General features: G+C 74.3%; 22 protein-coding genes. 16 read left to right on the top strand and 6 right to left on the bottom strand.

Annotation, left to right across the window (positions count from 1 at the left end; translation table 11 throughout):
- Positions 1-356: 356 nt before the first annotated feature.
- Entirely contained in the window at positions 357-713 is a 357-nt protein-coding gene (locus tag CP967_RS00950) for a hypothetical protein (RefSeq protein WP_150486079.1), read from the bottom strand.
- 766 nt (positions 714-1,479) lie between these two features.
- Here CP967_RS00950 and panD point away from each other — a divergent pair.
- Both panD and CP967_RS00940 read left to right on the top strand, forming a co-directional pair.
- Positions 1,480-1,905, top strand: coding sequence for an aspartate 1-decarboxylase (gene panD, locus CP967_RS00945; protein WP_150486078.1), 426 nt, complete (start codon positions 1,480-1,482; stop codon positions 1,903-1,905).
- A gap of 33 nt (positions 1,906-1,938) precedes the next feature.
- Positions 1,939-2,295: a GNAT family N-acetyltransferase gene (locus CP967_RS00940; protein ID WP_150486077.1), complete on the top strand. Its 357-nt coding sequence runs from the start codon at positions 1,939-1,941 to the stop codon at positions 2,293-2,295.
- Positions 2,296-2,846: 551 nt separating this feature from the next.
- On the opposite strand, the gene CP967_RS00930 is transcribed toward CP967_RS00940, so the two are convergent.
- From CP967_RS00930 to CP967_RS00915, 4 genes are all read right to left on the bottom strand, one after another.
- Positions 2,847-4,295: a type III PLP-dependent enzyme domain-containing protein gene (locus CP967_RS00930; RefSeq protein ID WP_150486075.1), complete on the bottom strand. Its 1,449-nt coding sequence runs from the start codon at positions 4,293-4,295 to the stop codon at positions 2,847-2,849.
- A 150-nt stretch (positions 4,296-4,445) separates the two neighbouring features.
- Complete coding sequence (locus CP967_RS00925; RefSeq protein WP_229888427.1) at positions 4,446-6,137, bottom strand: PucR family transcriptional regulator; 1,692 nt, start codon at positions 6,135-6,137, stop codon at positions 4,446-4,448.
- Positions 6,138-6,342: 205 nt separating this feature from the next.
- Positions 6,343-7,785, bottom strand: coding sequence for an NADP-dependent phosphogluconate dehydrogenase (gene gndA / locus CP967_RS00920; RefSeq protein WP_150486074.1), 1,443 nt, complete (start codon positions 7,783-7,785; stop codon positions 6,343-6,345).
- Between the two features lie 97 nt (positions 7,786-7,882).
- Positions 7,883-8,407 (bottom strand): DUF5709 domain-containing protein, encoded by a 525-nt coding sequence (locus CP967_RS00915; RefSeq protein ID WP_150486073.1) that lies wholly within the window; start codon positions 8,405-8,407, stop codon positions 7,883-7,885.
- 428 nt (positions 8,408-8,835) lie between these two features.
- Here CP967_RS00915 and CP967_RS00910 point away from each other — a divergent pair, with 428 nt between their 5' ends.
- The 14 genes from CP967_RS00910 to CP967_RS00845 all read left to right on the top strand — a co-directional run bounded on the left by CP967_RS00910 (position 8,836) and on the right by CP967_RS00845 (position 26,031).
- Entirely contained in the window at positions 8,836-10,092 is a 1,257-nt protein-coding gene (locus CP967_RS00910) for an ATP-grasp domain-containing protein (protein ID WP_150486072.1), read from the top strand.
- On the top strand, positions 10,089-10,928 hold the full coding sequence (locus tag CP967_RS00905; RefSeq protein WP_150486071.1) for a Rossmann-like domain-containing protein: 840 nt from the start codon (positions 10,089-10,091) through the stop codon (positions 10,926-10,928). The genes CP967_RS00910 and CP967_RS00905 overlap by 4 nt, the downstream gene beginning before the upstream one ends.
- Entirely contained in the window at positions 10,925-12,001 is a 1,077-nt protein-coding gene (locus tag CP967_RS00900; protein ID WP_150486070.1) for a PLP-dependent cysteine synthase family protein, read from the top strand. The genes CP967_RS00905 and CP967_RS00900 overlap by 4 nt, the downstream gene beginning before the upstream one ends.
- A gap of 147 nt (positions 12,002-12,148) precedes the next feature.
- Positions 12,149-13,309, top strand: a complete 1,161-nt coding sequence (locus CP967_RS00895) for a dipeptide epimerase (RefSeq protein ID WP_150486069.1) — start codon at positions 12,149-12,151, stop codon at positions 13,307-13,309.
- Positions 13,306-14,583: an MFS transporter gene (locus CP967_RS00890; RefSeq protein ID WP_150486068.1), complete on the top strand. Its 1,278-nt coding sequence runs from the start codon at positions 13,306-13,308 to the stop codon at positions 14,581-14,583. The genes CP967_RS00895 and CP967_RS00890 overlap by 4 nt, the downstream gene beginning before the upstream one ends.
- Positions 14,580-15,377: a class I SAM-dependent DNA methyltransferase gene (locus tag CP967_RS00885; RefSeq protein ID WP_150486067.1), complete on the top strand. Its 798-nt coding sequence runs from the start codon at positions 14,580-14,582 to the stop codon at positions 15,375-15,377. The genes CP967_RS00890 and CP967_RS00885 overlap by 4 nt, the downstream gene beginning before the upstream one ends.
- A gap of 64 nt (positions 15,378-15,441) precedes the next feature.
- Positions 15,442-17,040: an ABC transporter substrate-binding protein gene (locus CP967_RS00880; RefSeq protein ID WP_150486066.1), complete on the top strand. Its 1,599-nt coding sequence runs from the start codon at positions 15,442-15,444 to the stop codon at positions 17,038-17,040.
- Positions 17,037-17,990, top strand: coding sequence for an ABC transporter permease (locus CP967_RS00875; RefSeq protein WP_150486065.1), 954 nt, complete (start codon positions 17,037-17,039; stop codon positions 17,988-17,990). Before CP967_RS00880 ends, CP967_RS00875 begins: the two co-directional genes overlap by 4 nt.
- On the top strand, positions 17,987-18,874 hold the full coding sequence (locus CP967_RS00870) for an ABC transporter permease subunit (protein ID WP_150486064.1): 888 nt from the start codon (positions 17,987-17,989) through the stop codon (positions 18,872-18,874). The genes CP967_RS00875 and CP967_RS00870 overlap by 4 nt, the downstream gene beginning before the upstream one ends.
- Positions 18,871-20,526, top strand: a complete 1,656-nt coding sequence (locus tag CP967_RS00865) for an ABC transporter ATP-binding protein (RefSeq protein WP_150486063.1) — start codon at positions 18,871-18,873, stop codon at positions 20,524-20,526. Before CP967_RS00870 ends, CP967_RS00865 begins: the two co-directional genes overlap by 4 nt.
- A complete protein-coding gene (locus tag CP967_RS00860) occupies positions 20,523-22,070 on the top strand; it encodes a carboxylesterase/lipase family protein (protein WP_150486062.1) in 1,548 nt (515 codons plus the stop codon). Before CP967_RS00865 ends, CP967_RS00860 begins: the two co-directional genes overlap by 4 nt.
- Before the next feature lie 238 nt (positions 22,071-22,308).
- Positions 22,309-23,430: a S1 family peptidase gene (locus CP967_RS00855; RefSeq protein WP_150491623.1), complete on the top strand. Its 1,122-nt coding sequence runs from the start codon at positions 22,309-22,311 to the stop codon at positions 23,428-23,430.
- A 332-nt stretch (positions 23,431-23,762) separates the two neighbouring features.
- Complete coding sequence (locus CP967_RS00850) at positions 23,763-25,019, top strand: amidohydrolase (RefSeq protein ID WP_150486061.1); 1,257 nt, start codon at positions 23,763-23,765, stop codon at positions 25,017-25,019.
- 154 nt (positions 25,020-25,173) lie between these two features.
- Positions 25,174-26,031: an alpha/beta fold hydrolase gene (locus CP967_RS00845; protein WP_150486060.1), complete on the top strand. Its 858-nt coding sequence runs from the start codon at positions 25,174-25,176 to the stop codon at positions 26,029-26,031.
- Positions 26,032-26,127: 96 nt separating this feature from the next.
- On the opposite strand, the gene CP967_RS00840 is transcribed toward CP967_RS00845, so the two are convergent.
- Positions 26,128-26,514: a hypothetical protein gene (locus CP967_RS00840; protein ID WP_150486059.1), complete on the bottom strand. Its 387-nt coding sequence runs from the start codon at positions 26,512-26,514 to the stop codon at positions 26,128-26,130.
- Positions 26,515-26,739: the final 225 nt, after the last annotated feature.

Here is a 26,739-nt window from a genome sequence, read left to right as displayed (position 1 = left end):
GCCTCGGCCGGGTCGGTACGGCGGGCAGCAGCCCGCTGCCTGTACCCCTCCGCCCGGCACACCGGACACGGGTCGTAGCCGCTGCGAACGCTCGACGCCTTCACCCGGACCACCTCGCCGCAAGCCGCATGGCGGCAGCTCCACAACGCGGCGGCGGACGGGTACGGCTCCAGCGGCTCGTACCCCGCCGCGCGCATCATGGCCTCCGCCTTTTCGGCATTGGCCTCGCGTTGCCGTCTGCCTCGGGCCCTGCGGTTGCACGTGGCGCAGCCCGACGCGACCTTCTCCTTGATCAGGTTGCGGACCGAGGACAGCCGTGGTGTGCCGACGGCCCCGCACGTGGTGCATCGGCAGCTTCATGGCGTCTGGCTGTTGCGGTAGGGTTCCATCGGCTCCAGACCGACCGACCGCATGTCCGCCTCGGCCCGCCCGGCCCCGCCGGCGCGCTCCTGGAAGATCGCCCGGCGGCTCTCCTTCGCGCACTCCGCGCACCCGACCCGTCCAGCGCTGAGATACGCCGGTCGCGGGGAGACGATGTTTCCGCACGGCAGGTGCCGGGACCGCCACGGCTTCCCGTTCCCGGGACAGGGCTCCAGCGGCTCGTATCCGGCCGCCCGCATCGCGGCGGTGTGCTTGGCCTCGGCTGCTTCACTGCGCAGGCGCCCTGCATCCTCGCGGTCGGAGGAAGGAGTGCGGGGGTATGAGCGGACCATGCGGCGATTCTCGCGCTTCAGGGCGAGCGGCGAGCCCTGGTTCGGGGTTCTCCCTCAGAATCGGCTCGCGTGGCTGTCGGCTGTCGTCCGGTTCCATGACGACCACCGGGGGAGACCCTGCTGTTCCGTTTTATCGCGTCGCGACCGGCCGCGTGCTGATGGGTTCTGCCGGATCATGGAATAGACGTTCGCGTCCCAGGCGCTCAGCCCTACCCGCTTACAGCAATGCCGGCAGCCGGGCCCATAGGCGCTTCCACTCTCAGCGCCGAATGGGCTGTGCGTCGCCGGCCCGGGTCGGTTTCCTACCGAGCCTGCGGCTCGCGGGCCCGCCGGGCGGGAAGCCGTCGCTCGCGAGTTCCATGCTGTCGAGGGGCCTCGGACGGGCGACGGGCAGAGAGCCGGCTTCCGGAGCGGTCGAGCGCCGACCGGCTGATGGCCAAAGGGGCCGTGCTCCGCGAGGCGGAGCGATGTCGGTGCCCGGCAGTTCGGTGGTGCGTGGGCGTGCGTCGGCCGTGTGCAGCGAGGACTCCCGCATGCCTGATGACTCATCAGGTAAGTCGGCATCCGGTCAGTACGAATCCCTACGCGCTCCGGGGTGATCGCTCCAACAGACGCCTGAGTGAAGGGAAAGGCCAAGGTAGGGACCCCGTCTCGACCGACCGGAGCGATGTTCCTCACAAACATGGTTCGGCGTATGCCGGTGTACAGTTGAGACTGCCCTTGACCTGCATAAAGCAGGCAGGGAGCCGTCTCAGAGGAGTCCCAAGTGCTGCGTACTCTGTTCAAGTCCAAGATCCATCGGGCCACCGTGACCCAGGCCGATCTGCACTACGTCGGTTCGGTGACGATCGACGCCGATCTGATGGACGCGGCCGACCTCCTGCCCGGCGAGCTGGTCCACATCGTGGACATCGACAACGGGGCCCGGCTCGAGACCTATGTCATCGAGGGTGAGCGCGGTTCCGGCGTCATCGGTATCAACGGCGCGGCCGCTCACCTGGTGCACCCCGGTGACCTGGTCATTCTCATCAGCTACGCCCAGGTGGACGACGCCGAGGCCCGCGCGTTCGTGCCGAGTGTCGTGCACGTCGACGCGCGGAACCGCATCGTGGCACTGGGGGCCGACGCCTCGGCACCGGTGCCGGGCTCCCGCACCGAGCGGAGCCCGCACGCCGTGCCCGCCGTGTCGTAGACGACCACCGACCGCACCAGGGAGCGCACCGCCATGGCAGCAGAGAACAACCCGGTCGAGATCCGGGACGACCGCGAGCACGGAAAGCTGGTCGCCTACGAGGACGGCACGGCCGCCGGGGTCATCGCCTACTTCGTGATGTACCCGGAGCCCGGGGCGCTCGTCCCCGTACACACCGTGGTCCAGCCGGAGTACGAGGGCAGGGGCATCGGGGGTGCGCTCGCCCGTGAGCTGTACACCATCGCGGCGCGTGAGGGCGTGCCCGTCGTGCCGCTCTGCCCGTACGTCGTGAAGTGGGCCCAGCGCCACCCCGACCTGGCGCCCGCGGTGCCCGAGGAGATGGTGGAAGGGGCGCGGCGGCAGCTGGAATCGCATCCCGAGCTGCTCTGATCCGCCGGCCGGGCCGTCCGGTGAATGGACTCGGCAGGCGGGGGCAGCCGCACGGGGAGACGGTGGAGAGGAGATCCACGCGTCGGACCCGTCGCTGTTGGAGGACGAGATGACCCATCCGTATCCCGACCCGGTGCCGCCCACCCCGGCACCGCCTGTGCCGGGGCCGCCCACACCGGTGCCGTCCCCGCCTCCGGTGCCACCGGGGCCTGTGCCCCCCGGCCCGGCGCCCGATCCGATCCCGCAGCCGCCGGGACCGGCCCCCGATCCTGTGCCGGATCCCGAACCGGAGCCCTCACCGGCGGGGTGAGGCGCGTCCCGGCTCCCGGCCGGGCGGCCCCGCCCCCGGAGCGCGGCTAAAGGCTGTCCCGTAATCCCTGGCGGGCGCGCGACGACAGCCACGGCACCTCGCGGCGTTGTCGGAACGTCCGCATACATCCAGTATGCGGACGCCCCTCCGCCTTGCGATGCACCGCGTCTGACGCCGCACGCTGCTCCACCACGGATTACGGGACAGCCTTTAGCGGCCGGTGCCCCAGGAGGCGGGCCGGTCAGGGCCGTCGGCCCGGCCCGGTCAGGGCGTCGGCGTGGGCCAGCCCGCTCTCGGCCGCCACCGAGTCCAGCGTCTGCGCGTCACGGACCGTGGCGAACCGTACCCGGCCGTCCGCGCCCCCGCCGTGTGTGAAGCCGTACACGGCGGGGCGGGGCAGGCTGTTGTAGGCCCAGGGCGTGGAGAAGTAGTACGCGCCCGTGTCGTACAGGGCCACGAAGTCGCCCTCGTGCAGCTCCGGCAGTTCCCGGGCGTGGGCGACGACGTCCCCTGCGAAGCAGCACGGCCCCGCGACGTCCTGGACCATCGGCGGCCCGCTCCGGGGCAGGCCCTCCCCGTCGAAGGCGCCCACCCGCAGCGGCCAGGCGTCGGGCATGAAGACGGTCCGGGTCGCGACCTGCGCGCCCGCGTGGGTGAGGGCGATACGGCGTCCGCCCGCGTCCTTGGTGTACTCCACGCGCGCCCCGATGAAGCCGTTCTTGGCGAGCAGTGACCGGCCGAACTCCGTGACCAGGGCGTACCGCCCGTCGAAGAGCCCGGGAGCGGCGGCCCTGAGCACCCTCACGTAGTCGGCGAAGGCGGGCCGGTCCTCCTCGCCGTCGAAGTTGACCGGCAGACCGCCGCCCATGTCGATCCCGGTGACCTGCCGTGTTCCGAGCGTCTCGTTGATCTCCTCGGCCAGCAGATACGTCTGCGCGATGCCTTCCGCGATGAGCTCCAGCGGGCACCCCTGCGAACCGACGTGCGCGTGCAGCCGGGTCAGCCAGGGACGGTCGGCGAACGCCTGGACGACCTGTTCACGCGCCCCCGGATCACGCAGTGCCACACCGAACTTCGAGGTGGCGGTCGCCGTGCTCATCGCCCCGATGGAACCGCCGCCCACCTGGGGGTTCACCCGCAGCCCGAAGACGGAGCCCGACTCGGGCGGGCGGAGTTCCCCGATCCGGCGGAGTTCGGCGAAGTTGTCCGCGTTCACCGCCACGCCGAGCGCCATGGCCAGCCGGAGCTCCTCCCGGGTCTTCGCAGGGGAGTCGAGGACGATCCTGTCCGGCGTGAACCCGGCTTCGACGGCCAGCCGCAGTTCGCCGGGGCTCGCCACCTCGCAGCCCATCCCGCACGCGGCCAGCAGCCGCAGCACCGGCACCAGGGAGGACGCCTTCGCGGCGAAGGTGTGCAGGACCGGCGCACCGGGCACCGCGTCGAAGGCCTCCCGCAGGGCGGAGACCGAGCGCCGTACCCCGTCGGTGTCCAGGAAACCGGCGACGGGCCGGTCCTCCCCGAGCAGTCCGTCGGCCACGGCCTGACGGAGAGCCCCGGCGAAACCGGCGGTACGGGAGAGGGGGGCGGCGAGAGGGACGGGGGAGACGGGAGGGACCGGGGAGGCGAGAGGGACGGGGGAGTCGGGGGAAGCGGCGGTGTCCGCGTTCGTGGCGGAGTTCTCCGGATGCATACGGTGAGAGTCGGCGATGGCAGCTCTCCGGGTCTTTGTCGGGACGGACAAGATGCGCCATCATTTCCGGCCGTACGGACAAAAGCCCTCAGGCTCCCGGCGAACCGCCGCCCCTCACCCGTCCGGAACGCCGGCCCGCCCTCTTCACCGTCACGGACCGCCGGCTTCGTCGCACAGCCGGACCGCCAGCGTGGCCAGCAGACGCGTGTCCGGATCGTCCAGGTCGACCCCGAACCGCTCCCGCACCCGCCGCAGCCGGTAACGCAGCGTGTTGGGATGGACGACCATCAGCTCGGCGGCCCGCGTCACGTCCCCCGCCGCGTCGAAGTAGGCATCCAGGGTCCGGACGAGAACCCCGCCCGCCGCGAGGTCGGCCCGTACGAGTTCGTGTACGGGGCCCGAGCCCGACTCCCACAGGGGCCGCACCGCGTCCAGGATCCGCAGGACGTCCGGTCCGGAGCCCGCCTCGGCCGGCCCGGCGTACCGCGCGCCGTCGCCGCCCTCCCCGCGCCGCTCCCGCTTCCGGAGCACCCGTACGACCAGTGCCGCCTCCTCGTGGGAGGAGGCCGCCAGGAGCACCGAGGCGACCACCGGGCCGGCGCCCGCCCGTACCGGCACGCCGCCCGGCACCGGGGCCGGCGCGGCCAGCTCCCTGGCCAGCCCGAGTGCCTCACGGCTGTGCCCGGAAGGCACCGGCAGGAGGACCAGCAGGCGCCCGGCCTCGCGCAGGACCGATGTCCCCGCGCGGTAGGAGGCCGCCCGCAGGGCCAGGACGTCCAGGGACCGGCGTACCGCGGGGGCGTCGGCGGCCCTGGCGCTCTCCGCGATCACCACGGCACACGGGGTGTCGGGCGACAGGCCCAGGGACCAGGCGTGGGTGGGGCCGTCCCCGTGTCCGTGGAGCAGTCCCCGCAGCGCTTCGTCCCTGCGGCGGACCGCCCCGCTCTCCCGCAGCCGGTGCCGGATCAGATGGGGCGCCGCGGCGTCCGCCGAACGGCGCAGGGCCTCGGCGGCCAGCGGTGAGAGGCTGCGGCCGTCCGAGGCCGCCCAGATCGATCCCAGTACCTCCGGGCCGTTGCGGACGGCGATGATCAGCCGTTCCGGGCCGTCCTCGCTCGCGGGGCGCCGGATCACCTCCCGCGAGGTCCACAGCGCCCGCAGGATCCCGCTGCGCCGCAGTTCGGCTATCCGCTCCTCGGGGACCCGGCCGCCCAGAATGGTCGACCGGCGCACCCCGTCGGCCTCCGGCAGGGTGGCGGAGTGCGCCAGCACCCGGAACGAGGTGTCCTCGATGGTGATCGAGCCGCCCGTGGACGCGGCGATGGCCGCGGCGAGCGCCCCGAGGCCGTCACCGGGCGGCGGCAGCTCGTCCCCGGTTCCGCCCCGCGCCCCGGACCGTGCGAGTGCGGAGCGCAGCAAGGAGGCGGTGTCGGCCCAGTCGGTCCCCTGCGCACGGACCAGGAGGGCCAGTCCGGACGCGCGGGCCGCCGCCAGTACCTCCGGCGCGGCCGGCACGCCCTCGGTGTCCCGCAGCACCACCGCACAGGCGCCGCGCCGGGCCGCTTCCCGCACCGCCGCGGCGGCCTCCGGGGCCGACACGGGCGGACCGACGGCCAGCACCACCTGCCCCTCGGCGTCCCGGCTCCCGGGGCCCCCGGAACCGGCCTCCTGGCCGCCGGAGTCGCCGAACACCACCCCGTGGACCGGTACGTCCGCCTCCGCCGGGCCCAGCAGCAACCGCAGGGCGCCCCCGTCGTCGAACGCGAGGATCCGGCGGAGCGAGATCCCGCGGGCGTCCACGGGCTCCGGTCCCGGCTCCCCGGGCGGCGGGCTGCTGGTCACGGGGCGAGCATACGGGGACCGCGCAGCCGGTACGGGCACGGCGGAAGAGGCCGGGGACGGGGGAGAGCCCGGTACGGGGAAGGGGCCGAGCACGGGGGAGAGGGCCCGGCACGGCGGAAGGGGCCCGGCACGGGGGAGAGGACCCGGCGCGGCGGGAGGGGCCGGTCCGGCGCCCGCTCCTCCCTCCGGCCGGGCCGCGCCCCGGTCACCCCGCCGGGACCTCCGACCGGTCGCCGCCCCAGAGCGTGTGGAAGGACCCTTCCCGGTCCGTACGCCGATAGGTGTGCGCCCCGAAGAAGTCCCGCTGGCCCTGGGTGAGCGCCGCGGGCAGCCGGCCGGCGCGCAGGCCGTCGTAGTACGCGAGGGCCGCGGCGAAGCCCGGTGTGGGGACCCCCTGGCGCGCGGCCTCGGCGACCACCGCGCGCCAGTCGTCCTGGGCGGTGCCCGTCTCCCGTGCGAACCGGGGGTCCAGGAGCAGGCTCACCAGGCCGGGCCGGCTGTCGTACGCCGCCCGGATACGGTCCAGGAACGCGGCCCGGATGATGCATCCGGCCCGCCAGATCGACGCGACCCCGCCCAGGTCGATGTCCCAGCCGTACGCCTCGCCGCCGGCCCTGATCTGGTGGAAGCCCTGCGCGTACGACACGACCTTGGACGCGTACAGGGCCTGCTCGACCCGGTCCGCGAACGCCGCTGCCTCCGCCTCGCCCAGGACGGACGCCGTCGGCCCCGGCAGGGTGCGGGCGGCCTCCCGCAGGTCCGCGTGGCCCGACAGCGAGCGGGCGAAGACGGCCTCGGCGATCCCCGACACCGGGACCCCCAGGTCGAGCGCGGTCTGCACCGTCCAGCGGCCCGTGCCCTTCTGCTCCGCCCGGTCCTGCACGACGTCGACGAACGGCTTGCCCGTCGCGGCGTCCGTGTGCGCCAGGACCTCGGCGGTGATCTCGATCAGATACGAGTCGAGACGGCCGGTGTTCCAGCCGCGGAACGTCTCGGCGATCCGGGCGGGGGAGTAGCCGGCCACGGAGCGCAGCAGGTCGTACGCCTCGGCGATGAGCTGCATGTCGGCGTACTCGATGCCGTTGTGGACCATCTTCACGAAGTGCCCGGCACCGTCCGGGCCGATGTGGGTGGTGCAGGGGGTGCCGTCCTGGGCGCGTGCGGCGATCCGCTCCAGCATCGGTCCCAGCGAGGCGTACGACTCCTTTGACCCGCCCGGCATGATGCTCGGTCCTTCGAGCGCGCCCTCCTCGCCCCCCGAGATGCCCACCCCCACGAAGTGGATGCCGTGTTCACGCAGTTCCCTCTCGCGCCGGCGGGTGTCCTCGAAGTGGGCGTTGCCGCCGTCGATGACGACATCGCCCGCCTCCAGCAGCGGGACGAACTCCCGGATGACGGCGTCGGTCGGATCTCCCGCCTTGACCATGACCATGAGACGGCGGGGGCGTTCCAGGGCGGCGACGAACTCTTCGGGGGTGTGCGCGGCGACGAAGTCCCCCTCGCCGCCGAACTCCTCGATCAGGGCGTCGGTCTTCGCGGTGGTGCGGTTGTGCACGGCCACCCGGAAGCCGTTGCGCGCGAAGTTGCGGGCCAGGTTGCGGCCCATCACCGCGAGCCCGGTGACGCCGATCTGTGCGGTACCGCTCATCTGTGTGCTCCTGCAATCCGTTCGGAGGTGTGGTGCGGGGTGGGTTCCGTCCGCCTGCCCTGCCTCCCGCGCGCCCACACGGCGGGAGGGGGTGTCCTCAGTGCGCGCGTTCCTCGCCCGGGAGCAGGTCGCTCTCCTCGGGGATCACATGCACCGCCGCCTCCTCGGCGGACGCCGCCGCGCCGTCGATCCCGACGTCCTGGGCGGTGAGGGGCGCCGGGACGTGCCCGTCGCCCCCCTGGGTGAGGCGCCCCGAACGGTCCGTGCCGACCTGGTTGTCGTACAGCTCGCCGTCACCGTCCTCAAGGTCACCCGGCCCGTCCGCGGGGGGTTCGGACACATCGGGAACCTCCCTGGCCAGGCGGCGCTCCAGGGATTCACCGGTGTGCTGCTCCGACGCCGTGGTGCCCTGGTCGCCGACCGCCAGCGGGCGCTCGGGCGGGGAGTACCCCTCGTCGAGCAGGTCGGTGAGCCCGGAGTCGTCCAGCATGTCCTCCACGTCCAGCTGTTCGACGGGGTCGGAGGCCGCGTCGTCCTGGGGCTGGTAGACGTCGTCCCCCCATGCGCCCGTCCCCGGTCCGGGGCCGGCCGTCGCACCGTCCCCCTGGTCGGTGTCAGTCATCGCGTGTCCTCTCCGTCCGGACGGGGGGTCCTGTGCCGCCGCGGTGCCGGGCGCCGGGTGGAGTGCGCCCTGAACAGGGTTCCTGTATGCAATTCCACTCCGGTCCCGGGCGGGACGCAACGGAAGCGGGTCCCGGGGGCGGGCGCACCGCCCCCGGAACCGGTACGCGCACGGCCCGGGGCCGGGTCCGGACCAGGAATGACGAAGACTCAGATGACAATGAAAACGATTATCGATAACGTGTCACCGGTCGGGCGCCCCGGTCGTCCTGAGCGGGGGTGGACTCTGTCCGCACGCCCGCCGGCACGCCCGGGGCGGGTTCCCGGCGGCACGCCTCCACGGCGCGTCCCGCGGTGTGCCCAGGGGGCACGTCGGCGGTGCGCCTTCGGCGGCATGTTTTCCAACGTCACTGTGAGAAGGGGGAGTTCATGGCTCACCTGTTGGTGGTCGAGAGCTGGGTCGGATCGATGAGCAGGCTGCTGCCACGGGCGCTGGCGGAGGACGGGCACGACTTCACCTTCCTCACCCGCGACCTGAGGCACTACCTGCGTTCCGCGCCCGAGGGCGCCGGCCACCCGCTGCTCGACGCCCGCGCCCTGGTGACCGCGCCGACCAACGACATCGACGCACTGCTGCCGCTGGCGGAGCGCCTGCACACGGCGCTGCGTTTCGACGGGGTGCTCACCTCCTGCGACTACTACCTGCCGGCCGCCGCCCGGATCGCCGCCCGGCTCGGGCTGCCCGGCCCCTCGGCCGAAGCGGTGGAGAACGCCTGCCGGAAGGACGCCACCCGCCGCGTCCTGGCCGCCGCCGGCGTGCCCGGACCCCGCTTCGCGGTCTGTACGGACGAGGCCGGCGCGCTCCGTGCCGCCCGGGACATCGGCTATCCGCTCGTGGCCAAGCCCGTGGACCTCTGCGCGGGCATGTTCGTACGGCGTGTGGACGACGAGGCGCAACTCGCCGAGGCGTGCCGGGCGCTGGCGGCGTTCCCGCTCAACGCCCGCGGCCAGCGGCGCGATCCGCACATCCTGCTGGAGGAGTACCTGACCGGGCCCGAGGTCAGCGTCGAGACCGTGACGTACGCCGGACGCGTCCGGGTCGTCGGTGTGACCGACAAGAGCGTCGGAGGGGACCGCGCCTTCATCGAGACCGGTCACATGTTCCCCGCCGGCCTCACCCCCGAGCAGACCGCCGCGGCCACCCGGACCGCCGTACGCGCCGGGGAGGCGCTCGGGCTCGACGACGTGGTGGCCCACACCGAGATCAAACTGACCGCCGACGGGCCCCGCGTCGTGGAGGTCAACCCGCGCCCGGCCGGCAACCGCATCACCGAACTGGTCCGCCACGTCACCGGCATCGACCTCGCGGCCGCCTGCGTCGATGTGGCGCTCGGCCGTGAACCCGACCTGCGCCCCCGCGAGACGGGACTGCGCAGCGCCGCCGTCGCCTTCCTCGTCCCCGACACCGCGGGCGTCCTCGCCGGAGTCGACGGAGCCGCCGGGCTCCGGGACGCCGACGGCGTCCTGGAGGTCCAGCTCGCGGAGCCCGGCACCGAGGTCCGGGCGGCCGACAGCAACAACGGATACCTGGGCCACGTCATGGCCGGCGACACCGACGGCCTCGGCGCACGCGACCGTGTCACCGCGCTGCTCGCCGGCGTACGCCCCCGGCTGGTGCGCGCATGACGGCGGCGCCGCCCACCGCGGCACCCGCCTTCGACGGACTCGTGGCCCGTGCCCTGGCCGGGGAGCTCGGCCCGGACCCCCGCCGGCAACGGACCACCGTCGCCTTCACCACCTCCCAGGCCGTCCGGCACGACGGGCGGCGCGGCGGATACCGCAACGAGGTCCTCAGCCTCCGGCTCGGCCGGGCGACCGGCTCCTGCGCCGTCGAACCCGGCGCGCTGCCCGCCGCGACGGTCACCGACTGCGCCGGGGCGGCCCTCGCGGACCTCCTCGGCCACCCCCTGCTGCCGGTACGGGTCGCCGCCCTGGACGCCTACCTCATGGACACGGCCCCGCACACCCCGGCCCACGGCGCACGGCCGGTGGCCCTGCCCGGCGGAACCTCGCTGGAACGCTCCCGGGCACGGGCCAGGGCCGTCGTGGACCTGCTGGACCAGCCGCCCGGCAGCACCGTCCTGGTCGTCGGCGTCGTCAACTCGCTGCTGGCCGAACTGCGCGCACGCGGACTGACGGGCGTGCCGTGCGACCTGAAGGGCGGCACCACCGAGTGGGGCGAACCCGTCGTCACGGACGCGGCGGCCCACCTCGACCGCTGCGACGCGGTACTCGCCTCCGGGATGACGCTCGGCAACGGCACGTTCGACCCGCTGCTCCGGCACGCCCGGGAGCACGGCCGGGAACTGGTCATGTTCGCCCAGACGGGCAGCGCCGTGCTGCCCCGGTTCCTCGGCGCCGGAGTGAGCGCCGTGTGCGCGGAACCGTACCCCTTCTTCTGGCTCGACGGCGGGCCCGGCACCGTCCACCACTACCGCGCGGCCCACGGAGGCACCCCATGACCACCGCCTGGCCCGCAGCCCTCGCCCCCAACCGCGAGCTGCTCGCCCTGCTCGGCCGCACCCCCCTGGCCCGGATCACCACCCGGCTGCCCGGGGACCACCCGGGATTCTGGGCGAAACTCGAAGAGTACGGCGTCGGCGGGATGAAGGCCCGCGCCGCCGTGTCGATGCTCCTGGGCGCCGAGGAACGCGGTGAACTGCTGCCCGGCGCCCCCGTGGTGGAGTCCACCTCCGGCACCCTCGGCATCGGACTCGCCTTCGCCGGACAGGCGCTCGGCCATCCCGTCATCCTGGTCGGCGACAGCGAACTCGAACCGTCCATGCGCCAGTTGCTGCGTGCCCACGGCGCGCGGCTCGAGATCGTCGACCGGCCCGCCGCCCACGGCGGCTGGCAGGGAGCCCGGCTGGAACGGCTGCACGACCTGCTCGGCCGACTCCCCGGGGCGTACTGGCCCGACCAGTACAACAACCCGGACAACACCGCCGGCTACGCCTCCCTCGCCGCCGAACTCGCCACCCAGCTCGACCGGCTGGACATCCTCGTGTGCAGTGTCGGCACCGGCGGGCACAGCGCCGGGATCGCCGGACCGTTGCGCAGACACTGGCCGTCCCTGCGCCTGATCGCGGTCGACTCCACCGGATCCACCATCTTCGGACAGCCCGCCGCACCCCGCCTGATGCGCGGACTCGGCAGCAGCATCCACCCGCGCAACGTCGCCTACGGGGCCTTCGACGAGGTGCACTGGATCGGCCCCGCCGAAGCCGCCGACGCCTGCCGCAGACTCGCCCGGGGCAACTTCGTCAGCGGCGGCTGGAGCACCGGCGCCGTCGCACGCGTCGCCGCCTGGGCCGCACGCGCCCACCCCGGGGCGACCGTCGCCACCGTCTTCCCCGACGGACCGCACCGCTACCTCGGCACCGTCTACGACGACGACTTCACCACCACCCACCGGCTGGACCCCGAAACGGCCGCGGACCGGCCCGTCGACGTCCCCCACCCGCGCGCCGCGCAGACCGGCGGGTGGGCCAGGTGCACCACCGTCACCGACCCGCTGGGGCCCGCCCGGCACTGATCCGCCGTACACGCCTGCCCCGGCCGTACGCATGCCCTGCCCCCGGCCGTACCGGCTCCGTCCCCGGCCGTGCACGCCTTGCCCCCGGCCGTACGCGCCCTGCCCCCCGGCCGTACCGGCCCCGTCCCAGCTCCGGAAGAGGCAACTGTGAAGACCACCCAGCACACCGTGCGGCTCGTACTCACCGAACCGCTGCGCATCTCGCGCTCCACCATGGCCGCTCGCGACGCCGTCGTCCTGACCGTGGAACACGACGGGGTCCGGGGCCACGGCGAGGCCGTGACCAGCGCCTACTACGGCCTCGCTCTCCCCGCCCTGCGACGGCACACGGCCGACGCGGCCGAGCGCCTCACCCGGTTCGCCGGCCCGGAGACCGCCCTGCACGCCCTGCGCGCCGGTGAACTCACCGAGGACGGCACCCCGCCCGCGGTGACCGCCGCCGTCGAGGCGGCCCTCCTCGACCTGGTCGGAAAGCGCACCGGTACCGCCGTCCACCGGTTCCTCGGCTCGGCCCGCGCGCCCAGGACCGCCACCGCGCGCACCATCTCCCTCACCACCCCCGGGCGGGCGGCGGAGCACGCCCGCCGGCTCGCCGGGGCCGGATTCACCCTCATCAAGATCAAGGCGGGCGACCCGGACGAGACGGCCGACCTCGACCGCGTCCGCGCCGTCCGCGCGGCGGCCCCCGGCACCCGGCTCCTCCTGGACCCCAACGGCGCGTGGACACCGGACCGGGCCCGCGCCCTCCTGCCCCGCTTCGCCGAGCTGGGGGTGGAAGCCGTGGAACAGCCCATCGCCCCCGGCGAACCGGAGACGCTCGCCCGGCTCGCCGCCCGCTCGCCCCTGCCGGTCATCGCGGACGAGGACGCGGTCGGCCACCAGGACGCCCGCCGGCTCGCCGGACGCGTCCACGGCATCAACGTCAAACTCGCCAAGTGCGGGGGAGTGCACGCCGCCCTGAGGATCGCCGCCCTCCTGGAAGGCAGCGGCACGGACCTGATGCTCGGCTGTCTGACCGCCAGCACCCTCGGTATCGCACCCGCCGTACACATCGCGGACCGCGCCCGCTGGGCCGACCTCGACGGGCACCTGCTGCTCGCCCACGACCCCTGGACCGGGATCGGCGGCACCGACGGTTTCGTCACCGCACCCGGCCTGCCCGGCCTCGGCGTACGGCCCCGCGCGGAGACCACCGGCGAGGCGGACGCCACCGGCGGGACGGACACCACCGGCCGTGCGGAGGCCACCGGCCGGACGGCCGGTGACCGGCGGCCCCGGACCGCCGAGCCCCGGTGCGCGGCCCGATGAAGACCTGGCACGAGATCCGCGCCTTCCCGCTCGCCGTACGCCTGCTGCTGGTCAACCAGCTCGGCGTCAACACCGGCTTCTACCTCCTCATCCCCTACCTCGCCACCCACCTCGGCGACCACCTGGGCATGTCCGCCGCCGTCGTCGGCGTCGTGCTCGGAGTGCGCAACCTCAGCCAGCAGGGCCTGTTCCTCCTCGGGGGATCGGCCGCCGACCGCCTCGGCGCGCGCGGTGTCATCATCACCGGCTGCGCGATACGCACCGCCGGCTTCGCCCTCTTCGCCCTGGGCGACCGGCTGCCCGTCCTGCTCGCCGCCTCCGTGCTCAGCGGAGTGGCCGGGGCGCTGTTCAACCCCGCCGTCCGTACCTACCTCTCCCAGGAGGCGGGGGAGCGCAGGGCGGAGGCGTTCGCCCTCTTCAACCTCTTCGCGACCACCGGCGCGCTCCTCGGCCCGCTCCTCGGCAGCCTCCTGCTGCTCGTCGACTTCCGGGCGTCCGCGCTCACCGCCGCCGGCATCTTCGCCCTCCTCACCGTCGCCCAGGCCCTGGTACTGCCCACACGGAAGACCGCACCGGCCCGGACCAGAGTTCTCACGGACTGGCGCGAGGCCGCCGGCAACCGGCCCTTCCTCACCTTCGCCCTGGTCATGACCGGCATGTTCACCCTGGAGAACCAGCTGTACCTGCTGCTGCCCCACGGAGCGAGGCAGGCCACCGGCTGGGACGGCGCGGCCGGACTCGTCTTCCTCGTCGGCACGCTCGCCGGCCTCACGGTGCAACTGCCCCTCACCCGTGCCCTCAAGGCCCGGGGCAGCCGCGCCCGCTGGATGGCGGCCGGACTCGCCCTGATGGCCCTGGCGTTCGTGCCGCCGGCCGTGGTGGCGGGGGCCGGACCGCCCCCGGACGGACCGGTCCAGGCGGCCCTGCGGGCCCTGCCCGTCCTCGCCGGAGCACTCCTGCTGCACCTCGGGATCATGATCGCGCAGCCGTTCGTCATGGAGATGGTCCCGTCCTTCGGCCGGCCAGGGCTGACCGGCACCTACTTCGGGATCTTCTACGCCGCGTCGGGGATCGCCGCGGCGCTCGGCAACACGGGCATCGGCTGGGCCATGGACCTGGCCGGACGCGCGGGAGCGGGCAGCGCCGCCGCCCTCCTGCCATGGCTCTGCTGCCTCCTCCTCGGACTCGCCTCCGCGTACGGGGTGGCCAGACTGCACCGCACAGGCGCCCTGCCGGACACCCGGCAGGCCCCCACGGAACCGGTGACGGCATGAACAGGCGGACGGGGAACCTCCTCACCGACCGGCCCGAACTCTACGAAGCCCGGTTCCCCGACCCCGGCCGGCTCGCCGGACGGTGGGCGGAGGACTGCCTGCGCCGGTACGCGGCCGGGCCCGCCGTCCTGGACCTCGGCTGCGGAACGGGCAGGGACGCGGCCCACCTGCACGGCGCGGGACGGCGGGTGACGGCCGCGGACCTCTCCGGCAGCATGCTCGCCCACGCCCGCCTCCACCACCCCGGGCCCGCCTACGTCCGGGCCGACCTCACCGGGTTCGACCTCGGCCGGCGCGCCTTCGACGCCGTGGTGTGCCTGGACAGCTCCCTGCTGTACTGCCACACCAACGAGCAGCTCGACGGCTTCCTCGCCTCCTGCCGCGACGCCCTGGTGCCCGGCGGGCTGCTGGTCGCCGAGATGCGCAACGGTGCCTACTTCCTCGGCCGGGAGGAACCGCCCGCCGCACCGGCCGTCTCCCGCTTCACCTGGCACGGCACCACCTACCGCTCCACCACCGCGCTCCGCCTCGACCGCACTGCCCAGCTCCTGCGGCGCACCCGCCACTGGGCCGCCGACGACGGAGGCGAACCCGTCGAGGAACGCACCGCCTGGCGGCTGCTTTTCCCGCAGGAGCTGCGCCACTTCCTCACCGCCCACGGCTTCGCCGTACTCGCCCTGCACGACGGGCCCGGCCCGCGCACCGAACCGCCCTGGCGGCCCGGTGCCGCACCCGGGACCACCGCCGACGGCGACCGGCTCCACCTCGTGGCCCGGCTCCGGACCACCCCGTGACCCCTCGCGGGAAAACCCGTGTCCCCCTGCGGGAGAACCCCGCGATCCCTTACAGGAGAACCCCATGACCGACCCGGACCTCCCCCAGCCGAACCCCTTCCCCGGTCTGCGCAGGCGCGGCTTCCTCGCCGCCGGGGGCGCGGCCGGGATCGGCGCGCTCGCCCTGACCGGATGCTCGGGGACGAGCGGCCCGGACGACGGCTCCACCGGGGGCGGCGCCAGGGCCCCGCGGAGCGGCGGCCGGCTGCGCGCCGCCTTCGCCGGCGGCGGCGCGAGCGAGACCCTCGACCCGCACCTCGGCAACCTCTTCGCCGACGCCGCCCGCGGCAAGGCGCTCTTCGACAAACTGGCCGACTACGGCCCCGACCTCGCCGCCGTACCCCGGCTCGCCGAGCGCTGGGAACCGGACGCGGGCCTCGACCGCTGGACCGTCACCCTGCGGAAGGCAGAGTTCCACGACGGCCGCCCGGTCACCGCCGCCGACGTCCTGTACAGCTACCGGCGCATGGCCGACCCGCGCAAGGCCTACCGCGCCCGCGCCTCCCTGGAACCCGTGGACCTCGACGCCAGCCGCGCCGTCGGGGCCCGCACCGTCCGCTTCGTACTCAAACGGCCTACCGCCGAATTCCCCAACGTCATGGCCGCGTTCGGCACGTACATCGTCCCCGAGGGAGCGGAGGAGTTCGACCGCCGTCCGGTCGGGTCGGGGCCCTTCGCCTTCGTCTCCTTCACCCCCGGCCGGACCACCCTCCTGCGCCGCAACGACGCCTACTGGGACGGCGCACCGCACCTGGACGAACTCGAATTCGTCGTCGCCAACGACGAGTCGGCCCGGACCAACGCCCTCCTCGGCGGCCAGATCGAGTACGCGCACGAGCTGAGCCCCACCACCGGACGGGCCCACGAGGGATCGGGCGCCGTCGAGATCATCCGGCTGCGCAACAGCGCCATGCAGGCCTTCGCCATGAAGACCGACCGCCCGCCCTTCGACGACCCCCGCGTCCGTGAGGCGTTCTTCCACCTGGCGGACCGTCAGGAACTCGTGGACGGCGCCCTGTCCGGAGCCGGAGAGATCGGCAACGACCTCTTCGGCAAGGGATACGAGTACTACGCCGGCGGACTCCCCCAGCGCGAACAGGACATCGGCCGGGCCCGGAGCCTCCTCAGGGAGGCCGGGGCGGAGGACCTGGAGGTCACCCTCGACACCTCCGCCGTCGCCGCGGGCTTCACCGAGGCCGCCGGGATCTTCCGCGACCAGGCCGCCCGCGCGGGGGTCACCGTCCACGTCCGACCGGGCAGCAAGGACTCCTACTGGAAGGACATCCTCGACTCCGGAACCCTGTGCTGCTACCGCTCGGGCGCCATGCCCATCGAAACCCACATCTCCCAGCGACTGCTCACCGGCTCCACCACCAACGCCACCCACTGGCGGGACAAGGACTTCGACGCCCTGTACCAGCAGGCCCAGTCCACCCGGGACAAGCAGGACCGGGCCGCCCTCTACGCCCGTATGCAACGGCGGCTGCACGCCGAAGGCGGCTTCCTCGTCTGGGGCTTCGGGGACTGGATCATCGGCACCGCCCGCTCCGTGCACGGCGTCGAGCGCGACGCCCCCGCCAACACCCTGGACTGGGCCCGCTTCGACAAGGTCTGGCTGGCGTGAACGCATCCGGCTCCTGGGCCGCCCGCAGACTGCTGCTCGGCCTGGCACAGACCGTGGCCGTCGTCCTCCTCGTCTTCGTCCTCACCGAGGCGCTCCCGGGCGACGCCGCCGTCTCCTTCGCCGGCGACCAGCCCGACCCGGAGAGCATCGCCGCGGTCCGCGCCTCCATGGGCCTGGACCGGCCCGCCCACGAAAGGCTCGCCGCATGGGCCTGGGGGCTGCTCCACGGCGACCTCGGCACCTCGCTCACCTCCGGCCGCCCCGTGACCGCCTTCCTCGCCGACGGCTTCGGCCCCACCCTGCTGCTCACCGGGCTCACCGTGGTCCTCCTCGTGCCGGCCGGGGTGGGGCTCGGGGTGTTCGCGGCCCGGCACGAGGGGCGGCCCGCCGACCGGCTGGTCTCCGCGGTTCTCCTCGCCGTCTACGCCATCCCCGAATTCGCCCTCGGTGTACTCCTGGTGACCGTCTTCGCCCTGCGCCTCGGCTGGCTCCCGCCGACCGCGCTGGGATACGGCACGGACCTGCTCGCCCACCCGGCCGCCCTCGTCCTGCCCGTCCTGGTGCTGCTCGCCCGGCCGGTCTGCTCCCTCGCCCGGCTGATCAGGGCCGGGATGACCGACGCCCTGGCCGCGCCCCACACCGCCCAGGCCCAGCGGTACGGTGTCTCCGGCGCCCGCCTCCGCTATGCACACGCACTGCCGGTCGCCCTCACTCCCGCCGCCCAGCAGCTCGCCCGCACCGTGGACTGGCTGCTGTGCGGAGTGGTCGTCGTGGAAGCCCTCTTCGTGATCCCCGGGCTCGGCACCGTCCTGATGAACGCCGTCGCCGACCGGGACATCCCCGTGATCCAGGGGCTCGCGGTGGTGTTCGGCCTCACCACCGTCCTGGTCAACCTCGGCGCCGACCTCGTCACCCACCGGTTCGCCCCCCGTGCGGAGGTGGCGGCGTGAAACGGCCCGGACGGTACGCGCTCGGCGCGGTCCTCGCCGGACTGCCGCTCTGCCTCGCGGTGTGCGGACCGCTCCTCGCGGGCGAACCACCCTCCCGCGCCGCCTCGTTCACCCTCGACGGCGCCGGCCCGCTCGGCACCGACTTCGTCGGCCGTGACGTCCTGCACCAGATACTGCTCGGCGGCCGCCCGGTGGTCCTCGTGGCGCTCGCCGCGACCGCCCTCACCTACCTGGCCGCCCTGCCGCTCGCCCTGGTGAGCGCCCTCACCCACCGGCGGTGGCTGGAGGAGGCGCTGATGCGCCCGCTGGACGTCCTGCTCGCCGTGCCGTCCCTGCTGATGCTCCTGCTGGCCGCCGCGGCCTTCCCGCCCGGCCCCCTCGGGCTGACCCTGCTGGTCGCCCTCGTCTCCGTCCCCGACACCGCGAGGATCATCCGTGCCGCCGCCGCCGAGGCCGCCTCCCGGCCGGCCGTGGAAGCGCTGCGGATGCAGGGGGAGAGCTGGTGGCGGCTGGCCGTCGGCTACGTCGGGCGCTGTCTGCTGCGCACCCTCGCCGCGGACGCCGGGATACGCCTGACCGGGGCGCTCTACCTCGTGGCCACCGCCGCCTTCCTGGGCATCGGGGTCGCCCCGGACGCCACCGACTGGGCGGTGATGGTCGACCGCAACCGCCCGGGACTCCCCGTCCAGCCCTGGGCGGTCGTCGTACCCGCCCTGCTCGTCGTCGCCCTCACCACGGGCGGCAACCTGCTGGCCGACGCCACGCTGGAACGGCGGCCCCCGGCGCCCCGGGCCCCCGGCACCCGCACGGCCCCCCGCTTCCCCCGCCCCGGCCGCGCCCCCCGCCCCGGCCGTGCCCCGTCCCGGAAGGCCCGACAGCAATGAACCAGCACAGCCACGACCCCGAGGTCCTCGCGGCCGTCACCGGGCTGACCGTCGAGGCCGGAGGCCGGCTGCTCGTCGACCGGGTCTCCCTCCGGCTCCGCGCCGGTACGGTCACCGCGCTCGTCGGGGCCTCCGGCAGCGGCAAGTCCACCACGGGCCTCGCCCTCCTCGGGACGTACCCGGCGCACGCCCGCGTCACCGGCGACGTGGTCCTGCACGGCACCCGGGCCGGCTACATCCCCCAGCACCCCTCCACCGCCCTCAACCCGGCCCGCCGGTCCGGCGCCCTGCTGTGGGACGTGGCCCGCCGCCAGGTGAGCGGCCTGCCCCGCTCCGCACGCCGGGCCGCGGCCCGGCACCGGGTGGCCGAGGCCCTCGCCCGGGCCCAGCTCCCCGACGGCGCGGAACTGCTGCGCCGCTACCCGCACCAGCTCTCCGGCGGCCAGCAGCAGCGGATCGTGCTCGCCCAGGCACTCCTGCTCGGCGCCCGGGTCCTCGTCGCCGACGAACCCACCACCGGCCAGGACGCCCTGACCCGGCGCCGCGTCGCCGGGCAGTTCTCCGCCCTGGCCGCCGATGGCGTCGCCGTCCTCCTGCTCAGCCACGACCTCGACGTCGTACGCGAACTCGCCGACGAGATCCATGTGATGCGCGGCGGCCGCACGGTCGAGAGCGGCCCCGCCGCCCAGGTGCTGCACACCCCCGGACACCCCTGGACGCGCGAACTCCTGGCCGGCCCGCGCACCTCGCCCTACGCGGGCGAGGCCGCCCGGGGCACGGAGGTGCTGCGCGTCGAGGACCTCGTCGCCCGGCACCGCACCCGCCGCGGCCGCGCACCCGTCCTACGGGTGGACCGGCTCTCCCTGCACCGCGGTGAATGCCTCGCCGTCGTCGGGCGCTCGGGCAGCGGCAAGACCACGCTCGGACGCTGCCTCGCCGGACTCCACCGCGACCACGGCGGACGGATCCTGCTCGACGGTGCGCCCCTGCCCGCCGGCGTCCGGGACCGCGGACCTGCACAACTCGCCGCCGTACAGTACGTCTTCCAGGACACCCGGGCGGCCTTCGACGAACACCGGCCCGTGATCGACCAGGTGGCCCGCACCGCCGTCCGGCTGCACGGCACCACCCGGGACGAGGCCACCGGCGAAGCCCGGCGGGTCCTGGCCGAACTCGGCCTGGACGACGGGGAACTGGTCCGCAGGCGCCCCGGCCTGCTGTCCGGTGGAGAACTCCAGCGCGCCGCCCTCGCCCGCGCCCTCCTCGCCCGTCCCCGTGTGCTGGTCTGCGACGAGATCACCTCCGGACTCGACCCGGTCGCCCGGCGCGCCCTCCTGGACCTGCTGGCCGCACTGATCCGGCGGCGGGACGGACTCTGCCTCGTCCTGATCACCCACGACCTCGACACCGCGGCACCCGCCACCCGCATCGCCGTGCTGGACGACGGCGAGATCGTCGAATGCGGGGCCAGGGAGCAGATCCTCACCGCGCCCCGCCACCCCTTCACGGCGGCCCTGCTCGACGCGGATGATTCACGCGGCACGCATGTGAATCACGCCGGATCAGGTGCTGGCCCGGCTCTCACCCCCGGTGGCAGGCTGAACCCCGTCCGGACGGCGGGCGGCGGCGAGGGAACGGAGAACCACGGATGAACGGCTTCACCACCCGGTCGGGGACGGTACGGGGCGGGCTCGCCGGCCGTCCGGGGATCGTCGCACTGCGCGGAATCCCGTACGCCGCACCGCCGTTCGGCGCCGCACGGTTCCGGGCGCCACGCCCCGCCGCCCCCTGGGCGGGCGTCAGGGACTGCACCCGGTTCGGCCCCGTCGCACCGCAGTCGGCGCGGCTGCCGGGAGCGCCCGGCTGGACCGCCGGCGACGAGGACGTCCTCACCCTCAACATCTGGACACCGGGCACGGAAGGCGACACGCTCCCGGTGCTCGTCTGGATCCACGGCGGTGCCTTCGCCTACGGTTCCTCGGCGCAGCCGGACTTCGACGGCACCGCCCTCGCCGCCCTCGGACTGGTGGTCGTCACCCTCAACTACCGTCTGGGATTCGAGGGGTTCGGGCACGTCCCGCCACCCGTCGGCGGCGGCGAACCGTGCCCGGACAACCGTGGCCTGCTCGACCAGATCGCGGCCCTCACGTGGGTCCGGGACAACATCGCCGCCTTCGGGGGGTCCGCCCGGGACGTCACCGTGGCCGGGCAGTCCGCGGGCGCGACCTCGGTGGCGTGCCTGACGGTGATGGAACGGGCCCGCGGCCTCTTCCGCCGTGCGGTCCTGCACAGCGCCGTGAACGCCTGCGCCACGGTGCGCTCCGCGGCGGCCACCACGGCGGAGGTGGCCGCGGCGGCCGGGACGCCCGCCACCCACGAGGCCCTGCTCCAGGTGCCCCCCGCGGTGCTCGTCGCGGCGTCCGACACCGTGGCCGCACGCTACCGGGACGACCCCGGTTCGGGCCCCCGCCACTACGACCCGGCTGTCCACGGCCCGGTGGCCGGCGGCGACACCCTCCCCCTCGACCCGCTGACGGCGTACGAGGCGGGGGCCGGCGCCGGAGTGGACCTGCTGGTCTGCCACACCACCGAGGAGTACTGGCTGCTGGACGCCGTGGGCGACAGTGCGGAGATCACCACGGACAGCGGGCTCGACGCGTTCGCGGCCGACTTCGGCCTGCCGAAGACCCTGCTGGACGACTACCGCGCGCTGCTGCCGGGAGCCCCCGCCGGTGAGGTGCATCTGGCGGTCCACGGCGACCTGCTCTTCGCCGAGTACAGCAGCAGGCTCGCCGACGCCCACGCCCGCGCGGGCGGACGCACCCACCTGGCGCGGTTCGCGCGGCGGCGCGGCGGCCGGGGGCAGCCGGTCCGGGCCTGGCACTGCGCGGACGTACCGTTCGCCTTCGGCACCCTGGACCGCGCCGACGTCCACTTCCTCATCGGGGGCGAGCCCGGGGCCGCGGACCACGCACTGGCGGAGCGGATGACGCGGGCCTGGGCGGGATTCGCCGCGACCGGGGACCCCGGCTGGCCGCGGCTGCGGGCGGACGGCGAGGGCGAGGTGCGGATCTGGGACACGGACGGCAACGGCGAGGTACGGAACCGGGACACCGGCGGGGGAGGCGTACCGGGGAGGCGGGACGCCTTCCGGGCCCCGTGGCGGAAGGCGGGACTGCCGCTCATGGAACCGTGAACGGCCGGGCGGAGCAAGGGAGTCCGGGGCCCCGCCCGGCGTCCGGATCCGGACTGCAGGTCCGAAATTGGCATAGACCTGACCTTCCTCCTGGGCTACAGTCCGTCCTGTGGTTCTGAGAGCGCTCTCAGAACGTTCTCGGTCACTTCCTGTTCCACCCCCACGATGCTGGAACAACAGAAGGGGCACCCCCTTGAGACCATCCACGACGGTGTGGGCCGGCCTGTCCGCACTCCTCATGCTCGGCACCTGGGCGGCCACCGGCCCGGCCCAGGCGGCCCCGCCCGAAAACCCCGCCACGGCCGGCGCCCGGCCGGCCTCCGGAGCCCCCGCGTCCGCCGGCCTGATCGAGGCGATGCAGAGAGACCTCGGCCTGACGGAACATCAGGCACTGGCCCGTATCGAGGCGGAGAAGAAAGCGACGGTCCTGCAGGACACGGCACGTGAGGCCGCCGGGGCGGCGTACGGAGGCTCCTGGTTCGACGCGGCCGAGGGCAGGCTGACCGTGGCCGTCACCGACCGCGCGAGCGCCCGTGCCGTGACGGCTACCGGCGCGGCGGTCCGGCTCGTCGAACGCACCTCCCGGCAGCTCGACGCGGCCAAGGCCAGGATCGACGGCCTGACGGCCCCGAGCGGGGTCGCCGGCTGGCACGCCGACCCCCGGACCAACAGCGTCGTGGTCGCCATCGTCACGGCCGAACGGACTGACAACGATGTCCGCGCCTTTGTGGACCAGGCACGGAAGACAGGCCCGGTCACGGTGCGGGAAGTCGCCGAGGCACCGCGGACCTTCGCCGCCGGAACCGTGGGCGGCGATCCCTACTACACGGGCAACGTCCGCTGCTCCATAGGCTTCTCGGTCCACGGCGGCTTCGTCACCGCCGGGCACTGCGGGCGGGCGGGCGACGCCGTCAGGGGCTGGGACGGCTCCGCCATCGGCAACTTCCAGGGCTCGTCCTTCCCCGACAACGACTACGCCTGGGTGAACGTGGGCAGCGGCTGGTGGACGGTCCCGGTCGTCCTCGGCTGGGGGACCGTCTCCGACCAGCTGGTCCGGGGATCCGCCGAGGCCCCGGTCGGAGCCTCGGTCTGCCGCTCCGGCTCCACCACGCACTGGCACTGCGGAAACGTCCTGGCCAAGAACGAGACGGTCAACTACAGCCAGGGCGCCGTCCACCAGATGACCAAGACCAGCGTCTGCGCCGAACCGGGTGACTCGGGCGGCTCGTTCATCAGCGGCGACCAGGCCCAGGGCGTCACCTCGGGCGGCTGGGGCAACTGCGGCAGCGGAGGGGAGACCTGGCACCAGCCGGTCAACGAGATCCTCAACCGCTACGGACTGACCCTCCACACCGCCTGACAGCGGCGTACGCCGTCCCCGGCGGCCCCTGCGGCCCCCGGGGGCGGCGGTTACGCCGGGCGACGGCTCCCGCCCGGGCCGCGGAGTGCGGCCGCGGAGCGCTCGCCGTCCCGCGCCGCCTGAAAGCGTGCGCCCGCGCCGGACGCACAGGCCTCGCCCCGGACACACAGGCCCCACCCCGGACGCACCGGCCCCGGCACCCGGAGGCATCCGGCGCCTCCCGGGCCGGTAACCTCGGCCCGGGCAGCCGGAACCGGGCGGCCCGGCCCGGAGCCGCGGGACCGGAACAGCGAGAAGCGGGGCCGCCACAGGCCCGGCCCCAGGGAGTGAGCATGACCGACAGCGTCCGCACCGTGCTGGCAGGTCTGGACCGCGTCCGCCCCGATGTCGAGGCCCTCTACAAGGACCTGCACAGCCACCCCGAACTCGGCCTGGCGGAACACCGTACGTCCGCGAAGGCCGCCGACGCCCTGCGCGCCCTCGGCTACACCGTCGTGGACGGCATCGGCGGCACCGGGGTCGTCGGCGTCCTCACCAACGGCGAGGGCCCCACCGTCATGGTCCGTGCCGACATGGACGCCCTGCCCGTACGCGAACGCACCGGCCTGCCGTACGCCTCCACCGTGACCACGACCGCGAGCGACGGCACCGAGCAGCCCGTCATGCACGCCTGCGGACACGATGTGCACGTCGCCGCCCTCATCGGCTGCGCACGCCTGCTCGCCGAGGCCAAGGACGCCTGGAGGGGCACCTTCGTGGCGCTCTTCCAGCCCTCCGAGGAACGCGGCGACGGCGCGGACGCCATGCTCGCGGACGGCCTGACGGCGAGGGCCCCCCGCCCCGACGTGGTGCTCGCCCAGCACGTCATGCCCTACCCCGCCGGATACGTCGGCACCCGGACCGGTTCCTTCCTGTCGGCGGCGGACAGCCTGCGCATCACCGTCCACGGGCGGGGAGGGCACGGCTCCATGCCGCAGGCGGCGGTGGACCCGGTGGTGACGGCCGCGATGATCGTCCTGCGCCTCCAGACGATCGTCTCCCGGGAACTGTCCGCGCACACCCCCGCCGTGGTCACCGTGGGCAGCATCCACTCCGGGACGGACCCCAACATCATTCCCGACCACGCGGTCATCCAGGTCAACGTCCGCACCTACGACCAGGACACGCGGACCCGGGTGCTGGAAGCGGTCGAACGGATCGTCACCGCCGAGTGCCAGGCGTCCGGATCACCGCAACCGCCCGTGTTCGAGCAGATCACCTCCTTCCCGCCCACGGTCAACGACGCCGCACCCACCCGGCGCGTCGCCGAGGCGTTCGCCGCCCACTTCGGCGACGACGCCCACACCATCGACCTGCAGACGGCCAGTGAGGACATGAGCAAGATCCCCCGGGCCTACGGAGCCCCCTTCACCTACTGGGGCATCGGCGGCACCGACCCCGCCCTGCACGCGGCGGCCACCGCCGGCGGCACCCTCGGCCGGGACGTACCGGTCAACCACAGCCCGCACTTCGCCCCGGTGCTCCAGCCCACCCTGGACACCGGTGTCAGCGCGCTCGTCGTCGCGTCGCTCGGCTGGCTCGCCCCCTGACGGCGCCGGAGCACCGCCCGCCCGCCGCCCGCCCCGGCCGGAAAACCCTTTGCCCGCCGGGGGTCCCGCTGTGCAGGATGTCCCGCGCCCACGACCGGCCGGGCGCGGCAAGGACGGTGACGCCCTGTCGGAACAGACCGGGGGAGAGGACACGATGACCGACCGGCCGCACACGACGGTGCGTACCGGCTCGCTGAAGGTGCCGGGGGCGACCCTCCACCACGAAGTGCGGGGCAGCGGCCCGCTCCTCCTGCTCATGGCGGGAGGGAGCGCCGACGCGGGACTGTACGAGAGCCTGGCCGCCGATCTCGCGGACCGCTGGACGGTGATCACCTACGACCCGCGGTGCTACTCCCGCAGCCGGCTCGACGCCCCGCCCGCCGACCAGCGGGTGACGGACCACAGCGACGACGCGCTGCGGCTCATCGAGCACATCGGCTCCGGCGGGGAACGGGCCTGTGTCTTCGGCAGCAGCGCGAGCGCCGTGGTGGCGCTGGACCTGCTGAGCCGGCACCCGGAACGGCTCGGCACGGTCGTCGCGCACGAACCGCCCGTGGTGGAGGTGCTCCCCGACCCCGAGACGGGGCGCGCCCTCTTCGCCGAGGTGCGCGCGGCGTTCCGGCGGGACGGTGCAAAGGCCGCCGCGGCCGTGATGAGCGCCGGAATCGGCGAGGGGGCGAGCCGGCCGCAGGACGACGGGGCGGCCTCCGCACCGCCGCCGCTGACACCGGAGACGCTCCGGCGGATGCGGGCCAACCTTCCTGTCTTCCTGGAGCACATGCTCTGCCCGTTCACCGGCTATGCGCCCGACACGGCGGCCCTGGAGGCCGCGGCGGACCGGCTGGTGCTCGCCGTGGGCGAGGAATCCGGTGAACAGCTCACCGCCCGCCCGGTACGGGCCCTCGCGCAGCGGTTCGGGCGGAAGGCGGCACCGTTCCCGGGCGGGCACCTCGGAGTCGTCGAACGTCCGGCGGAGTTCGCGGCGGCCCTCCGGGCGGCGTTCACCGGCTGACCGCCCTGCCCCCGCCCGGCCCCCGGGACACGCCGTACCGGCCGGAGCGCGGCACCCACGGCCCGCACGACAGGCCGCCGCCCCCTCTCGTCTCGTCTAGAGGGATTCCTCCGGCCCGCTGTCGCCGTCCCCGCCCGCGCTCAGCTCCTCCGCACGCAGCGCGAGGTCCTGCAGGACATCGGCGGAGGTCACCTCATGCTGGCCCGAATCATGCACCTGGGAAAGGGCGATGAAGGCGAGGGTGAAGGCACCGACCAGCTGTTCCACGGCACCTCCCACCTCACGCCCCACCAGGAGGGCCACCTCCTCGACGGTCGCGTCGGCGGAGATGGCGATGTGCGGCATGGTCTCGTTCAGCAACGACGTGACGATGCTGCCGCCCGCGTCGGCCCCGGCCACGTCGTCCTGCTCCGCCTTGCGCTGCATCTCGCCGGCTTCCGTGAGGATGCCGATCACTCGCTTGAGGACTTCGCTCTGCTCCATGCGGCGAGCATAGGCGCCCTGTCCTCCCGCATCCGCGCTTCCGGCCAGGGTGTCCCTGCCGGGCGGACGGCGGAACCACGCAGGTCACCCGCCCCGCGCCCGCGCGGACCACCGGGCGTACGCCGGGGCCCGTGTGCGGAGAGCGACGACTGCTCACTTGTCAGCACCCTTCACCTGCCCATAAGTTGGCCGCTTGCGACGTGTCAAACTGCCAGTGGGGGAGCC

This window comes from Streptomyces nitrosporeus (assembly GCF_008704555.1).
Lineage (GTDB): Bacteria > Actinomycetota > Actinomycetes > Streptomycetales > Streptomycetaceae > Streptomyces > Streptomyces nitrosporeus.
This window is presented reverse-complemented; position numbering and strand designations above follow the sequence as displayed.

Coding starts and splice junctions, on each gene's coding strand:
- CP967_RS00915 (WP_150486073.1), bottom strand. CDS start 8,407: ATGACTGACACCGACCAGGGGGACGGTGCGACGGCCGGCCCCGGACCG.
- CP967_RS00950 (WP_150486079.1), bottom strand. CDS start 713: ATGGTCCGCTCATACCCCCGCACTCCTTCCTCCGACCGCGAGGATGCA.
- CP967_RS00905 (WP_150486071.1), top strand. CDS start 10,089: ATGACGGCGGCGCCGCCCACCGCGGCACCCGCCTTCGACGGACTCGTG.
- CP967_RS00855 (WP_150491623.1), top strand. CDS start 22,309: ATGCTCGGCACCTGGGCGGCCACCGGCCCGGCCCAGGCGGCCCCGCCC.
- CP967_RS00840 (WP_150486059.1), bottom strand. CDS start 26,514: ATGGAGCAGAGCGAAGTCCTCAAGCGAGTGATCGGCATCCTCACGGAA.
- CP967_RS00885 (WP_150486067.1), top strand. CDS start 14,580: ATGAACAGGCGGACGGGGAACCTCCTCACCGACCGGCCCGAACTCTAC.
- CP967_RS00850 (WP_150486061.1), top strand. CDS start 23,763: ATGACCGACAGCGTCCGCACCGTGCTGGCAGGTCTGGACCGCGTCCGC.
- gndA (WP_150486074.1), bottom strand. CDS start 7,785: ATGAGCGGTACCGCACAGATCGGCGTCACCGGGCTCGCGGTGATGGGC.
- CP967_RS00865 (WP_150486063.1), top strand. CDS start 18,871: ATGAACCAGCACAGCCACGACCCCGAGGTCCTCGCGGCCGTCACCGGG.
- CP967_RS00860 (WP_150486062.1), top strand. CDS start 20,523: ATGAACGGCTTCACCACCCGGTCGGGGACGGTACGGGGCGGGCTCGCC.
- CP967_RS00845 (WP_150486060.1), top strand. CDS start 25,174: ATGACCGACCGGCCGCACACGACGGTGCGTACCGGCTCGCTGAAGGTG.
- CP967_RS00880 (WP_150486066.1), top strand. CDS start 15,442: ATGACCGACCCGGACCTCCCCCAGCCGAACCCCTTCCCCGGTCTGCGC.
- CP967_RS00940 (WP_150486077.1), top strand. CDS start 1,939: ATGGCAGCAGAGAACAACCCGGTCGAGATCCGGGACGACCGCGAGCAC.
- CP967_RS00910 (WP_150486072.1), top strand. CDS start 8,836: ATGGCTCACCTGTTGGTGGTCGAGAGCTGGGTCGGATCGATGAGCAGG.
- CP967_RS00890 (WP_150486068.1), top strand. CDS start 13,306: ATGAAGACCTGGCACGAGATCCGCGCCTTCCCGCTCGCCGTACGCCTG.
- CP967_RS00900 (WP_150486070.1), top strand. CDS start 10,925: ATGACCACCGCCTGGCCCGCAGCCCTCGCCCCCAACCGCGAGCTGCTC.
- CP967_RS00930 (WP_150486075.1), bottom strand. CDS start 4,295: ATGCATCCGGAGAACTCCGCCACGAACGCGGACACCGCCGCTTCCCCC.